The organism is Kitasatospora sp. NPDC004289 (assembly GCF_053602875.1).
The window spans coordinates 13,418-26,395 of sequence record NZ_JBSGEL010000052.1 but is presented as its reverse complement, the minus strand read 5'-3'; the positions used below and the strand labels follow the sequence as shown (position 1 = coordinate 26,395).

The 12,978-nt window shown below is 73.2% G+C and carries 14 protein-coding genes and 1 tRNA gene; 6 read left to right on the top strand and 9 right to left on the bottom strand.

Features of this window, described 5'->3' with window-relative positions; translation table 11 throughout:
* Positions 1–26: 26 nt before the first annotated feature.
* A tRNA-Lys gene (locus ACWEPF_RS28800) sits at positions 27–98 on the bottom strand.
* Between the two features lie 97 nt (positions 99–195).
* Between ACWEPF_RS28800 and ACWEPF_RS28795 the strand changes: the two genes are divergently transcribed.
* The gene (locus ACWEPF_RS28795; protein ID WP_452174837.1) at positions 196–1,014 is read left to right on the top strand and encodes a hypothetical protein; all 819 of its coding nucleotides are present in this window, start codon (positions 196–198) and stop codon (positions 1,012–1,014) included.
* A gap of 50 nt (positions 1,015–1,064) precedes the next feature.
* Here ACWEPF_RS28795 and ACWEPF_RS28790 read toward each other — a convergent pair whose 3' ends face one another.
* Together ACWEPF_RS28790 and ACWEPF_RS28785 are read right to left on the bottom strand one after the other, a co-directional pair.
* On the bottom strand, positions 1,065–1,571 hold the full coding sequence (locus ACWEPF_RS28790) for an SgcJ/EcaC family oxidoreductase (protein ID WP_452174836.1): 507 nt from the start codon (positions 1,569–1,571) through the stop codon (positions 1,065–1,067).
* 98 nt (positions 1,572–1,669) lie between these two features.
* The gene (locus ACWEPF_RS28785) at positions 1,670–2,014 is read right to left on the bottom strand and encodes a hypothetical protein (protein ID WP_452174835.1); all 345 of its coding nucleotides are present in this window, start codon (positions 2,012–2,014) and stop codon (positions 1,670–1,672) included.
* A gap of 34 nt (positions 2,015–2,048) precedes the next feature.
* On the opposite strand from ACWEPF_RS28785, the gene ACWEPF_RS28780 reads away from it, so the two are divergent.
* A complete protein-coding gene (locus ACWEPF_RS28780; protein WP_452174834.1) occupies positions 2,049–2,732 on the top strand; it encodes a Type 1 glutamine amidotransferase-like domain-containing protein in 684 nt (227 codons plus the stop codon).
* Between the two features lie 144 nt (positions 2,733–2,876).
* Positions 2,877–3,929 (top strand): S1 family peptidase, encoded by a 1,053-nt coding sequence (locus ACWEPF_RS28775; RefSeq protein ID WP_452174833.1) that lies wholly within the window; start codon positions 2,877–2,879, stop codon positions 3,927–3,929.
* Positions 3,930–3,999: 70 nt separating this feature from the next.
* On the opposite strand, the gene ACWEPF_RS28770 is transcribed toward ACWEPF_RS28775, so the two are convergent.
* A complete protein-coding gene (locus ACWEPF_RS28770) occupies positions 4,000–4,194 on the bottom strand; it encodes a YegP family protein (protein ID WP_345281106.1) in 195 nt (64 codons plus the stop codon).
* Positions 4,195–4,900: 706 nt separating this feature from the next.
* The gene (locus tag ACWEPF_RS28765) at positions 4,901–5,236 is read right to left on the bottom strand and encodes a hypothetical protein (RefSeq protein ID WP_452174832.1); all 336 of its coding nucleotides are present in this window, start codon (positions 5,234–5,236) and stop codon (positions 4,901–4,903) included.
* Between the two features lie 149 nt (positions 5,237–5,385).
* Between ACWEPF_RS28765 and ACWEPF_RS28760 the strand changes: the two genes are divergently transcribed.
* Together ACWEPF_RS28760 and ACWEPF_RS28755 are read left to right on the top strand one after the other, a co-directional pair.
* Entirely contained in the window at positions 5,386–5,742 is a 357-nt protein-coding gene (locus ACWEPF_RS28760; RefSeq protein ID WP_452174831.1) for a hypothetical protein, read from the top strand.
* A 65-nt stretch (positions 5,743–5,807) separates the two neighbouring features.
* Positions 5,808–6,119 carry a hypothetical protein gene (locus tag ACWEPF_RS28755; RefSeq protein ID WP_452174830.1) on the top strand — a complete coding sequence of 104 codons (312 nt, stop codon included), beginning with the start codon at positions 5,808–5,810 and terminating at the stop codon, positions 6,117–6,119.
* Between the two features lie 7 nt (positions 6,120–6,126).
* Here ACWEPF_RS28755 and ACWEPF_RS28750 read toward each other — a convergent pair whose 3' ends face one another.
* The 4 genes from ACWEPF_RS28750 to ACWEPF_RS28735 all read right to left on the bottom strand — a co-directional run bounded on the left by ACWEPF_RS28750 (position 6,127) and on the right by ACWEPF_RS28735 (position 11,594).
* Positions 6,127–7,584, bottom strand: a complete 1,458-nt coding sequence (locus tag ACWEPF_RS28750) for a hypothetical protein (protein ID WP_452174829.1) — start codon at positions 7,582–7,584, stop codon at positions 6,127–6,129.
* 25 nt (positions 7,585–7,609) lie between these two features.
* Positions 7,610–8,776 (bottom strand): winged helix DNA-binding domain-containing protein, encoded by a 1,167-nt coding sequence (locus ACWEPF_RS28745; protein ID WP_452174828.1) that lies wholly within the window; start codon positions 8,774–8,776, stop codon positions 7,610–7,612.
* An 85-nt stretch (positions 8,777–8,861) separates the two neighbouring features.
* The gene (locus ACWEPF_RS28740) at positions 8,862–10,013 is read right to left on the bottom strand and encodes a hypothetical protein (protein ID WP_452174827.1); all 1,152 of its coding nucleotides are present in this window, start codon (positions 10,011–10,013) and stop codon (positions 8,862–8,864) included.
* Positions 10,014–10,190: 177 nt separating this feature from the next.
* Complete coding sequence (locus tag ACWEPF_RS28735; protein WP_452174826.1) at positions 10,191–11,594, bottom strand: MFS transporter; 1,404 nt, start codon at positions 11,592–11,594, stop codon at positions 10,191–10,193.
* A gap of 281 nt (positions 11,595–11,875) precedes the next feature.
* On the opposite strand from ACWEPF_RS28735, the gene ACWEPF_RS28730 reads away from it, so the two are divergent.
* Positions 11,876–12,946: a polysaccharide deacetylase family protein gene (locus ACWEPF_RS28730; RefSeq protein WP_452174825.1), complete on the top strand. Its 1,071-nt coding sequence runs from the start codon at positions 11,876–11,878 to the stop codon at positions 12,944–12,946.
* Positions 12,947–12,978 lie beyond the last annotated feature (32 nt).

Genomic DNA, 12,978 nt, shown 5'->3' with positions numbered 1-12,978 from the left:
CCTCGGGCCGGACGCCTGGGGCGCGGAACGGGCGGAGGGACTTGAACCCCCGACCTGCTGATTAAGAGTCAGCTGCTCTGGCATTGAGCTACACCCGCCCGCAGAGAGGATTGTGGACCGTCGGAGGCTTCCGGGGCACCAGGTTTTTCCGGGATCGGTCCTCTACGGAGCGGACGGCGCGGCTAGGTTGAGCCCATGTGCGTCTCTTCGGCCCGGGCCGAGTTCTCCGGCACCACCCTCTTCGTCGGACGGCGGAACCACCCGCTGCACGGGCTGATCCACGTCCTGGGCTACCAGAACACGGCGGTCAACCTCGCCTCGGGCCCCAACGCCATGCTGCTCCACCTGCCCGCGCGGTCCGTGACCCAGGGGAACTTCCTCTCGGCGGGCGGGTGCTCCACCATCCTGGAGAGCATGGTGGAGGCGTTGCTACCGGTCAGCCGGGGCGTCGGGCCGGTACCGATGGACAGTCGGATGCGGGGGGCGGTCGAGGTGTTCGACCACGACATCTACACGGTGGTGCTCGCCGACGACCCGACGCTGATCCGTGCCGCCCTGGGTCGGGTGCCCGCGCGCAAACGGCCCGCGCTCGACCCCGAGCTGCTGCGCTTCTACGCCGACCACTACCCGGACCACACGATCGCGCTGTGCTGCTTCGACAACACCGAGGCGAGGAAGGCCAAACCGCTCCTGCTCTGGTACGAGCCCCTGGACCCGGACCTGCTCGTGGCCCCGTCCTTGGACAGTCACACCGGTGGGGCCCCGGACCTCGACGCGCGCGTACCCGTCGACCACTGGCTCCTGTTCGGCACCGACGAGGCTCCGGACGACTGGGGCTCGCCCGTGCGCTACCCCTTCAACATGCCGACCGCGCTGCACGAGTACCTCCCGCCCACGGTGATGGGCACCCACACCGGGTACATGAGCCTGGCGAACGGTGACTTCGCCATCGCCCACGAGGACCTCCTGGCCGGCCACCTCGGCCGGATCGGCAGGCTGCAGCCGAGCGCCTGAGCCCGTGCCCCGAGGTCCGGACGGCAACTCGCCCGGACCTCGGGGACTCTTCACGGGCGGGCGGCCAGGGTCTCCGGGTCCTGGACGGTGGTGTTCTGGGCGGCGGCGATACGCCAGGCGCCGTCGTCCTTGGCGAGGACGTAGGTCGGGTTGCCGGGGCGCGCCTCGGGGTGCTCCTGGGCGAGGGCGGCCGGGTCCGGGTGGCCGCGGAAGATCTCGTCGAGGTGGCGGCCGTCGGCGCGGCTCAGCGGCCGCTGACGGACCTTCACGGCGGCCAGGTCCGGGCGGATGAAGAGGATGTGGGCGACGTCGTAGCTCGCGGTGACCGGGGCGGTGGCGGTGGGCGGCAGCACGGCGCGGGTGAAAGCGGCGATCTCCTCCAACCCGACCAGCAGCTTGCCGTGCGCGGTGGTCCAGATCGCGTCGGGCCGGAAGTGCGTGAGGAAGTCCTCGGGGGCGGCGGCCTGTTGGGCCTTCTCGACGGCGGCGACCAGGCCGACGATCGCGTCCACGTCCTGCTGCGGCACGGCGACCCCGGTGACCTGCGGCTGCTCCATGACGACAACCCTCCTCGACTGCCCCGGTGTCTCCGGGGGAGTGGTCACCATCCTTCAAGGTGAAGTGCACTTGAGGTCAAGCGATCACTGACGGCCCGTCAGTCGAGGGCGACTTCGAGCGGGAAGGGGGCGTCGGTGCGGATCGTGCCGGTGAAGACCTCGCCGTCGCGATACGTGCGGGCGGCGGGGTCCAGGACGTAGGTGTAGACGATGGGAAGGCCGGTCGCCGCCTGCTCGACGCGCCAGAAGAGGGGGATGCCCGCACGGGCGTACCGGTCGAGCTTGACCACGCGGTCCGTGGTCTCGGAGCCCGGGGAGTTGTGGCGCTTGGCTGCGCTGGGGCTGACGACGGCCATCCCGTCCACGATCTCGATGCCCGTGCACTTCTCCTCGGGCCATGAGTCGTACTGCCCCGCCGTGATCGGGGTGGTCGAGGTGCTCACGGGGGGCTCCCGAACAGGTCGCTAGGCTGGGCGAATGCGACTGTATCTGTCTTCGTTCCGGCTCGGTGACCGCCCGGAGGAGTTGGTCGGGCTGCTCGGGCGGGTGGGGGCCGGGTGCCCGGTGGGGGTGGTGGCGAACGCGATGGATGCCGCGCCGGGGGAGGTGCGGCGGGCCGGGGTGGAGCGGGAGTTCGCGGCGTTGGCGGGGTTGGGGCTGGTGCCGGTGGAGGTGGACCTGCGGGAGTGGTTCGGGGGTGAAACCGGCGCCCTCGCGGAGGAGTTGGCGCGGTACCCGGTGGTTTGGGTGAGGGGTGGGAACGTCTTCGTGCTGCGCGAGGCGCTGGCGCGCAGCGGGGCGGACGTGGTGCTGGCTGGGATGGTGCGGCGGGACGAGCTGGTCTACGCCGGGTACAGCGCCGGGCCGGCGGTGCTCGGGAGGAGCCTGCGGGGGCTGGAGGGGTGCGACGACCCGGCGGATGTGGCGGTGGCGTACGGGGGCGGGGCGGCCGTGCGGTGGGACGGGCTGGGGGTGCTGGACTACGTGGTGGTGCCGCACGTGGATTCCCCCGGGCATCCGGAGAGCGAGGCGCTGGGGCGGGTGGCCGCGGAATACCGCCGGACGGGTGTGCCGCACCGTGCGCTGCGGGACGGCCAGGCACTGGTGGTCCGGGGCGGTGTGACCACGCTGCACCCGGACGGAGCAGAGCGGCTGGGGTAGCGACGGGAGGTCAACTCTCGTGAGGCAATGGCGAGTTGACGGGCGGATTGGCAGGGCGGCCCGGATTGACGTGTGCATGGGGCGGTCGGATGGTGGAGGAGAGGAAACGCCTCCCCCGGCTCCTGAACCCCCACGGAGAGACCCATGAGGAACCGCCGCCCCGCCGCACTGCTCGCGGCCACCGCCCTGCTCGCCACCACCGCCGCTCTGGCCGCACCCACCACCGCCACCGCCCGCCCGGCCCCCACCGGCGACCAGGTCACCGCCCTCGCCGAGGGGCTGCAGCAGAGCCTGGGCGAGGGTCGCACGGCCGGCTCCTACCTGGACGACAGCGGCCGCCTGGTGGTCAACGTCACCGACCCGGCCGCCGCGCAGCAGGTGCGGGCGACCGGTGCGCTGCCCCGGCTGGTGAGTCGTAGTGGTGCCGAACTGGCCTCGGCCACCTCCGAGTTGGACCGCCGGGCCACCGTGCCCGGGACGGCCTGGGCGGTCGATCCGGTGAGCAACCAGGTGGTGCTGACGGTGGACGACAGCGTGGGCGGGGAACGACTGGCCCAGGTCGCCGGAGTGGCGGAGCAGCTCGGCGGGGCGGTGCGGGTCGAGCGGGTACCCGGGACGCTGAGCATCAAGCTGGCCGGGGGCGACGCCATCTACGGCGGCAACTTCCGCTGCTCGCTCGGCTTCAATGTGCGCAAGGGCACCACCTACTACTTCCTGACGGCCGGTCACTGCGGCAACGACGCCCCGTCCTGGTACACCACCTCCGGGCACACCACCAAGCTGGGCGACACCACCAACTCCCGCTTCCCGGGCGACGACTTCGCCATCGTCAAGTACACCAACGGCTCGGTGCCGCCCTCCAGCGTGGACCTCTACAACGGCACCACCCGCCGGATCACCGCCGCCTCCACCCCGACGGTCAACACCACCGTCACCCGCAGCGGCAGCACCACCAAGGTCCACAGCGGCAAGGTCACCGCCCTCAACGCCACCGTCAACTACGCCGAGGGCAGCGTCCGCGGCCTGATCAAGACCACGGTCTGCGCCGAGCCCGGCGACAGCGGCGGCGCCCTCTTCTCCGGCAACACCGCCCACGGCCTCACCTCCGGCGGCTCCGGCAACTGCAGCGGCGGCGGCACCACCTTCTTCCAGCCCGTCACCGAGGCGCTCGCCGCCTACGGCGTCAGCGTCTACTGACGGACCGTCGCGCACGCGCACCGGAGGCCGGCCCACCTCGTCGTCGTGGGCCGGCCTCCGGTGCGGCGGGCTACGCCGGTGCCGCCGCGCCGGCCTCGGAGACCTTCGCGTACGGCGCGGCCTTGCGGATCGACTCGATGCTCTTCATGCACTGTTCCTGGGTCTCGTACGGTTCGCTGGTGATGATCACGGCGCCCGTGCTGGCCTTGAGACGGAACCGGTGCACACCCGACTCATCGGTGTAGAGCTCGAACTTCGCTGCCATGGAACTGCTCACCTCTCGTAGGTCCGCCCCCACCCCGGCACCGTAGGACGGCCCGTCGGCGCGCCGCACCCGCAGCGCTCCGATCGGGTGGCGGGTCGTCAGGAGGGCCTGCCGGAGGCTCGGTTGGAGAACCCCGGCCGAGGCGAATCGTCGGACTCTTTCAGGAGCTGAATAATTTCACGGGCCGGTTGTGCTACTTCGGCTTCCAGGGATGACGCCAGCTTTTGTAGGGAGGGTGCGGCGTCGTGGAGCGCAGAGCGGCATGCACGTTCCCAGTCCAACGGTTCCGCGTAGTCGCCGGCGTGATCCGACGGCATGGCTGCCGCTGTATTGCTCCATTGATTGGCCCGTGCGATGCTCAGTAGCAAATCGAGAATCTCCGGCCTGCACTGGATGTGTGGCGCTTCGGCCAATTCCACCAGGAAGGGAATGGTCGGAGCGGTCGCCTCTCTCACGACGAAGCCGAGTTCGCAGATATGGTCCTTGAGTCGATCGATTGCATCCCGAGAGCTCGGACCATCGCCCCAGGCTGCCCGTGAGAGCAGGTCGGGAACGTCCCGGGCGGGCCCGCAGGCATCCTGGAGCTCATGCCATCGAACTGCGTGGATGCCTTTTAGTATGTGTCTCACGGCCCTCCCTTGAAAGCGTCCTTCGTGGCTATGGCTGGATTTCTTGCAGAAGGTCGAGGCTTCACCTCAGGGGCGGACTATGCTTGGCCGGCGATCTCGAGAAAGTACTCGGCGGCGCGGCGCAAGGCACTGTCCAGAGCTGGAAGCCCTTCGCTCGTGCGCCATTCATCGGTGCCTGATTCGCAGGCCTCCCAGGCGCTCACATAGGATTGCTCGACGGCAGTGGTTCCGAACATGAGATCAGCGAGGAACTCATCAGGAACATTGATTTTTCGGTCTGAGTAGAGAATCCGGTTGCTCAGCTCGGCCCTCGCCACCAGTAGTTCGCCGACTCGCCTCAGGTGAATCGCTCCCACATTCGCGCTGATGACGATCTCGGAAAGAGTTCGCAGGGCTGCAGTTGGCTTGTACATGAAGTGAGGTTTTCCTCCTCGCTCTGTTGATGACGGCCAGGATGTCACGTGGCGGCGAGACCGAGGTGCCCCGCCCGGATGACGGGGCGTCAGGGGGGTTAGTCTCCGCGGTCGGATGAGTCGTGAGTTGTAGAGCCATCGGGGGACACGTGAAGTTCGACCAGGACGAACCGCAGGACGTGCGGGAGCGGCGGCTCGCGGAGGAGCGGGCTGCGGCGAAGGTGGCGGCGCGGGAGAGGCGGGCCGCGGTCAGGGAGGAGCGGAGGGCGGCGCGGCTCGCGGCGCCGCTCGACCTCGGGTGGGCGCACGTCGGGGCGGTGGGGGTGGCCGGGGCCATGGCCCTCTCCGCGTATCGAGGCGTGCTGGAATTCGTGTGGGTGCTCGCCGCGGTGATGCTGCTGGTGTACGTGCTCAACCTCGCTGTGGCGCGGAGCGACGGGGAGGAGTGGCCGGTGGCCGTCCGACGTGCGTACCGTTCCACCTTCGGTCGGCGGCGGGCCCGCTGACGGGTGTCCGGGGCGGGGTAGCCTCGTGTGCGATCGATCCCCGAGCAGAGTTTTCGAGAGGCGCCGTGTACTTCGACCAGGACGAACCGCAGGACGTGCGGGAGCGGCGGCTCGCCGAGGAGCGGGCGGCGCGGCAGGTGGCGCGGGCCGAGGCGCCGTTGGAGCTGGGGGACGCTCACCTCGGGGCGGGTTTGGTGGTCGTCGCGGTGGTGCTGCTGGCGTGCTTCGGGAAGTTCGTCGCGGTCGGTGTCGTCCTCGGGGTCTTCGCGGTGTGGTTCGCCGTCGCGCGGGCCTGGGTGCGGTACGACGGTGGGCGGGGGTGGCACGCGATGGGGCGGGCCTACGGGCTCACCTTCGGCTGGGGCGGGGGCTTCTGAGGGCGGGTCATGGGCGGGCGAGGCCGGCGGCGTCGAGGAGGGCGTGGAGGCGGGGGCCGGTGAGGGAGGGGTTCGCGGCTGCCGGGCGGGCGAGGTCGGGGTCCTGGAGGAGGGTTTCCAGGAGGTCGGCCGGGAGGAGGGGGTTGGCGGCCGCTGCCCGGCGGACTTCGGGGGACGGGTCGTCGAGGAGGGCGACCGGGGGCTCGGGGAGGGTGGGGTCGGCGGCGGCCAGGGCGCGGACGCCGGGGTCCTGGTGGGCGAGGAGGTGCGCCAGGCCGGTGCGGGGGAGACGGGTCGTCAGGTGGAGGGTCTCGCGCAGGTCGGGCCGGGCGACGAACGCCTCCAGGACGGTTTCGGCGGGTGCGTTCTCCTGGTACTCCGCGAGCAGGTGGCGGACCGACGGGTCGGGGTCGGCGGCCAGCAGCGGGACCAGCTCCGGCGGGAGCATCGGGGAGCCGGCCACGGCCTGACGGGCCAGCAGGTGGGGTGAGGTGGCGCAGGCCCGGTACCAGGCGGTGAGTTCGGGGCCGGCCGGGGCGGGGGGCTGCCACCCGGGGGAGCTGTGCGGTCGGGCCTGGAACAGTGGGCGGACCGCTGCGTGGGCGCGAACCTCCTCGTCCGGGTCCTCTGCCAGGAGGGCCAGCACCTCGGGGCCGACGTCGTTCCGCTGCGCGACCGCGAGGCGGACCGTGCGGTCGGGATCGCGGGCCAGGCGGTCGACCGCGTCGGCGGGGGTGTGCCGGTTGGTGGCCAGTGACCAGAGGTCGCGCCGATCGGCGAAGCACCGGTCGATCACGGACTGGGGGAGTGCGTTGTTGAGCAGCAGGTGGCCGCGGGCGTGGCAGTCCCGTTCGGGGAGGTCGGCCTCGGTCGCGGCCGGGTCGTACTCCCGGTCGCCCCGCTGCGCGGAGGCCCGGACGGCCGGGTCCGGGTCGGCCCGGAGGGCCTCGCGCTGGTCGTCGGTGAGGCTCTGCCAGGTGAAGGTGGCCTGGATGCGCAGCTTGGGGTTCGGGTGGGTCGGCAGGCTGCGGTAGTAGGAGTCCGGGATCTGCCGGGAGAAGGGGAGTGACGAGGCGATCTCGTCGGCGGTCACCAGGTCGTCCGGGTCGGTCGAGGCCGTCATCAGCTTCACCACCACCTCCTCAGGCAGGGGCGTGCGGGGCCAGACCCACTCGCGCGGCCCGGTGGCCATCCAGGCCCGGACCATGGCGGAGGGGTCGTCGGCCAGCAACCCGCGCAGCTCGGGCGGGATGCGGCGGTTGCGGCCCAGGTGCCGGCGGACCCGGAAGTCCGGGTGGTGGCGCGCGGCCTCCCAGACCTCCGGCGGCAGGTTCCCCTCGCCGCAGAGCGTCACGCGTGCCTCGCCCGCCTCGGGGGCGGCGAGCAGGCGGAGCAGGACCTCGGCGGGGGCGGCCGGGTTGACGGCGATGCCGTGGAGCCAGGACTCGTGGAGGGGGGAGGGCATCGGGTGATCCTCCCAGGCGGTGGTGTCAGCTGACCAGTTCGCGCTCCAGCGGGGTGCGGAAGCGCGGGGTGACGCGGACGGGGCCGAGCCAGGAGGTGAGGCGGGTGGCCTCGGCCTCGATGGCGGTGCGGGCCTCGGTGCCGGGGTCGGTGAAGAGGCGGTGGACCAGTTCGCCGTCGGGGCGTTGGGCCCAGCCGCCGATGATGCGGCCGTTCCACCAGACGGTGGGGCCGGCGTTGCCGGCGCGGTCGTAGAGGGCGGGGACGTGCGCGGGGTCGAGGTACCAGTCGCGGCCGCGCCAGCCCATGGTGGTGGGGTCGAGGCCGGGGAGCAGGGCGGCCCAGGGACCGGTGGGGTCGGGGGTCTCCTCGTCGCCGGGGAGGACCAGGCCCACCGTGCCGTCGGCGAGCCGGACCTGAACGGCCGCCAGGTCGGCGAGGGCCTTGCGGGTGTCGCCGAGGGTCCAGCCCGTCCACCACTTGAGGTCGGCCTCGGTGGCCGGGCCGAAGGCCGCCAGCCAGCGGCGGGCCACCTCGGCCTTGGCCTCCCGGACCGGGACGTCGGGCAGCTGCGGGACCGGTGCCCAGGCGTAGCTGCTGCTCAGCCAGGAGCCGCGCGGGCGGCAGCGCCGTACGTGCCCGTCGGAGGCGAGCAGGCGCAGCAGGCGGCTGCCGATGCTCTGGTGGCCGCCGTACGACTTGCCGGGGTTCATCAGGATCGTCTCGCGCAGGGCCGGGAGGTCCTCGGCGAGCTGGGAGGTGGTGGCCTGGCCGCGTGCGGCGAGGGCGGCCAAGGCGTCGCGCTCGGTCGCGGCGAGCCGGGCCTCGTCCCAGCCCTCGGCGCCCTCCCGCAGGTGCTTGAGGAGGGTCGCCCGCTCCTTGACCGCGATGGCCTTGGCCGTCGAGGAGTTGACGTACGGGGCGAACTCCTCGGTCACCGCGAAGATCGTGCGCCGCATGGAGAGCAGCTTGACCAGCGAGACCTCCTCGTAGAGGGCCCGGTCCACGGCCTCGGCGGAGGGCTCCGCGAGGCGGGCGCAGACGGAGAGGTAGACCGTCGCGGCGTCGGTGGAGTGCAGGCCGGCGAGGGCGTCGGCCACCTGGGGGACGGTGGCCGCCCGGTCGGCCGCCCGCAGGAGGTGGCGGTGGCCGAGCCGGGAGCGGCGCTGCTCGTCGGTGATCAGGAGGGGCATGGGCCGAGACTAGCCTGATGCTCTGTCAGGTCGGCCGGTTCGATCGTCAGGTCGGGGAGGGTCGTGGCGGGGGCGGGGGCGGGGATCAGGCGGTGGGCTCGTCGTCCTCGGAGGGCGGGAACGGGTGGCTGAGGCCGAGTGCGTCGAGGAGCTCCTGGCCGACCGGGGTGGGCTGGGTGAGGGTGCCGGAGGCCTTGGGCTGGCGGCCCTTGAGGCCGAGGCCGCGGGCCAGGCCGGCCGGGTTGGTGACCGGGGGGAGCTGGAAGTGGCGCCAGCCGGGGCGGCGGCCGCTCTGGGTGACCTCGAAGAGGTCGGGCTTGCGCCAGGCGACGAAGGTCCAGTTGCCGCTGGCCTCGTCGACGGCCCAGGCGCCGACCGGGCCGGTGAGCTCGGTGCGGCCGATGGCGTCCAGGGCCGCGCGGGTGAGGTCGGGGAAGCGGCCGTGGACGGAGAGCAGCAGGCGCGAGTGCTTCTGCGCGCTGGCGTCGCCCGCCTCGGCGATGGCCTCGACGGCGCGGGTGACCGGGTCGAGGAGGGTGTGGTTGGCGAGGTCCATGACGTGGTCCACGTCGACCATCACGCCGAAGGCCTTGGCGAGCTCCGGGGAGACGTAGGCGGTGATGCGCTCGGGGGAGGCGGCCAGGATGAGGGTGCCGAAGGACTCCACCAGGTGCTCGTAGCGGGCCTGCTCGGAGCGGTCCGCGGCCTGGAAGTCGAGCACGGAGAGCACCAGCACCGCCAGGCTCGCGGTGGCCTCCAGCTCCTCGCCCGGGAGGGTGTCCGGGTCGAGCAGGCCGAGGGGGTCGACGGCGGCCGAGAGCAGGGCGAAGGGGGAGCGGTCGCCGGGCGGCCAGGTGCCGCGGGCGACGAGCTCCAGCAGCAGACGGACCGTCAGGAGACGGGGCATCAGCGGGAGGGCGGGGGTGGCCTTGGCGATCCGGGCCGCGAGGCGGCGGCGGTCCGCGACGGTCTTCTCCTCCTCCGGGCCGCCGCTCTCCCCGGTGGGGGCGAACTCCCAGACGCCGAGGGACTCCGAACGGGGTGGCCGGCCGAGGGCGAAGCCGGTCAGCGGGCCGCCGATCCGCCGTTCGACGGGCGCCGCGCCGCCCTCGGCGTCCAGCGTCTGGAGGAGCCGGGCCAGCTCCTCCATCGCCGGGTGCCGGGCGAACAGCTCTGACGGTTCGATCCCCTGACCACCCTCGGCCGGAACGGCGTTCGGAACTCCGCTGACATCCACGCGACTTCCCCCTCTGCGACGTGCTCTTCGAACCAGGCGTGTCGCTGCCTGCACGCACCGTACCGAGCACCGCCACGTGCACCGATGACCGTCCGCGCTGCAACGGGTGGATCGTAACCCGACCGGCCCCGGACCCGACGGCCGACGTGGGGTCGAGCGGTCGGAGGGGAGTCGGGGTCAGCGGATCGGAGTGAGGTCCGGGAGGGTGCGGCGGTCGGAGGGGCGGGTGGGGCGGTAGGGGGGTCGGGTGCAGGGGTGGGGACGGGGCGGGGTGTCGGAGGGGGTGCGGTCGAGGTGCGGCCAGGCGGGGTGGAGGGCGGCCAGGAGGACGGCGAGGGTGGAGAGGGCGGCGGCGGTGAGGAGGGTGGGGGTGGTGCCGGCGGTGGTGACGGCCAGGCCGCCGAGGAGGCCACCGAGGGGGATGCCCGCCCAGACGACGGAGTCGCGGACGGCGCGGACCCGGCCGAGCAGGTGACGGGGTGTCCGTTCGAGCAGGACGGCACCGACCACCGGGTTGATGAAGCCCGCGCCGCAGCCGCCGAGCGCGAAGACGGCGAGCACCAGCCGGAGCGGGGCGTCCAGGGCGAGCACCAGGAAGGGCGGGGCGCCGGCGAGGAGGTGGCCGAGGAACAGGACCGGGCGGCGGGGGAGCCGGGGCCCGACGGCGGCGGCCAGCAGGCTGCCGAGCAGGGCGGTCAGGCCGAAGGCGCTCCCGGCCAGGCCGATGCCGGCCGGCCCGTGGCCGGACTCGCGGGCCCAGACGGGGAGCAGCACTCCGGTGAGCGCCGCGTCCACCAGGTTGGTGAAGGAGACCAGCAGGGTGAGGAGCAGGAGCAGCGGCTGGGTGCGGAGGAAGGCCAACCCCTGGGCGCGGCTGGGCCGTTCGGGTGTGGCGGTCAGAGGTGCGGTGGTCGGAGGTGTGGTGGTCAGAGGTGTGGCGGTCGGAGGCGTGGTGGGGGCGGGCATGGGGCGGCCGACGGGGGCGGGGAGCAGGGCGACCAGCAGGGCGCCGAGGGCGAAGGAGGCCGCGTTGACCGCCAGGCCGGTGAGCGGGCCGGTGAGGGCGGCGAGCAGGCCGCCGACGGCGGGGCCGGCGGTGTCGGCGAGGCGGTGGACGGCGCCGAGCAGGCCGGTGGCCCGTTCGAGCGGCACTCCGGCGCGGTCGGCCGTGTCGGGGAGCAGGACGTCCTTGGCCAGGTCGCCGGGCCCGCGGACCGCGCCGGTCATCGCGACCAGGACGAGCAGCACGGGCAGCGGGAGCAGGGACAGCCAGTGCAGGAGCGGGATCAGCCCGGCGGCGAGGGCGCTGGCGGCGTCGGTGGTCCAGGAGACGGCGCGGGCGCCGTGCCGGTCGACCAGGCCGCCGCCGAGGCCCTTGCAGAGCACGTACGGGACCAGTTCGCAGAAGGCGGCCAGCCCGGTGGCGGCGGCGCTGCCGGTGCTGACCAGGACGAACCAGGGGAGCGTCACCAGGGCGAGCGCGGTGCCCAGGTGCCCGGCCGTCACCGCGGTGAGGACGCTGGTCAGGGGTCTGCGGTCGGGCCCGGGTTCGGGGGCAGGGAACGGACTGTCGCGGGTCATGAGGGGTCCTCGGGGGTGGGACGGGCCGGGGGAGGGCGCGGCGGATCGGCACCGCGCGGGGCGCGGCGCTCGGTCCGAGGCGCATGAGCGGCACTGTAGGACGGCGGCAGGGGGCCGTCGCAAGCGAATTGGGTGTTGTTGGTGAGTCGTCAGTTCGTGTGCGGGGTGGGTGAGTTGGACCGGATCGTGATGTTCCGGGAGGGGCGGTATCCGGCCACTCGCTCCTATGATCGGGATCGCCCGGGGGTGCCGGGGTAGGCGGAGCCCCGGGAGGGCGTCGGATGTGGTTCGCCGGTGTGGGCCTGGCCCGGGACGGCTATCGGATCGCCCTGACGGACGGCGCCGGCCGCCCGGTGGGCCCGGAGGAGCTGTACGGGCGGTGCGGGCCGGAGCGTCCGGTGGCCCGGCTGGCGGAGCTCGCGGCACGGGCGCCGGAGGGTCTGGCGGTGGTGGTGGACAGCGCCAACGGGCTGCTGGACGGCCTGCTCGCCGAGGCCGGGGTGGCGGTCTACCGGGCCGATCCGCCGTTGCTGGCGGACGGCCGGGACTCGGCCGACGAGCTTGCCAGGCTGGGGAGTTCGCGGTTCGGCGAGCTGGTGCCGCTGGGGCTGGGCAGCTGGATCATGAGCGGCCGGGAACGGGAGATGACCGAGGCGGAGGCCGCCTCCGGGCCGGTCGAGCGGGCCTTGGTCGAGGCCGGTCGCTGTCTCCTGGGTGGTGAGGGCGAGGGGGCCGAGCCCACGGTGGCGCTCACCTTCGACGACGGACCGCACCCCGAACACACGCCCCAGGTACTGGAGTTGCTCGGCGGGTACGGCATCCGGGCGGCGTTCTTCTGCATCGGCCTGCACGCGCTGGCCCACCCTGAGCTGGTCCGCCGGATCGTGGCCGAGGGCCACGTACTGGGCAACCACACCTGGTCGCACGCCTACCTGCCCGACCTCGGCCCGGCCGGGCTGCGGCACCAGCTGGGCTCGACCGGGGAGGCGCTGGCCGAGGCCTCCGGGGCCGGCCTGCCCACCCTGATGCGGCCGCCCTACGGTGGGCGCAGCCCCGAACTGATGGAGCGGGTGGCCGAGTTGGGGCTCACCACGGTGCTCTGGGACGTGGAGACCAACGACTGGGCCAGGCCCGGGGCGGAGGTCATCGCCGAGCGGGTGCTGCGGCAGGTGCGGCCCGGCTCGGTGGTGCTGATGCACGACGGCGGCGGCGACCGCTCGCAGACGGTGGCGGCGCTGCCGCTGGTGGTCGACGGCCTGCGGCGGCGGGGCTACCGCTTCGTCACGCCGGACGGACTGCTGCGCCCCCGGAGCCGCGTGCAGGCGGTTCCGGGGGCGGTCAGCTCAGGCTGAGGGCCTGGTCAGGTCAGGCCGAGGGCGGGGCC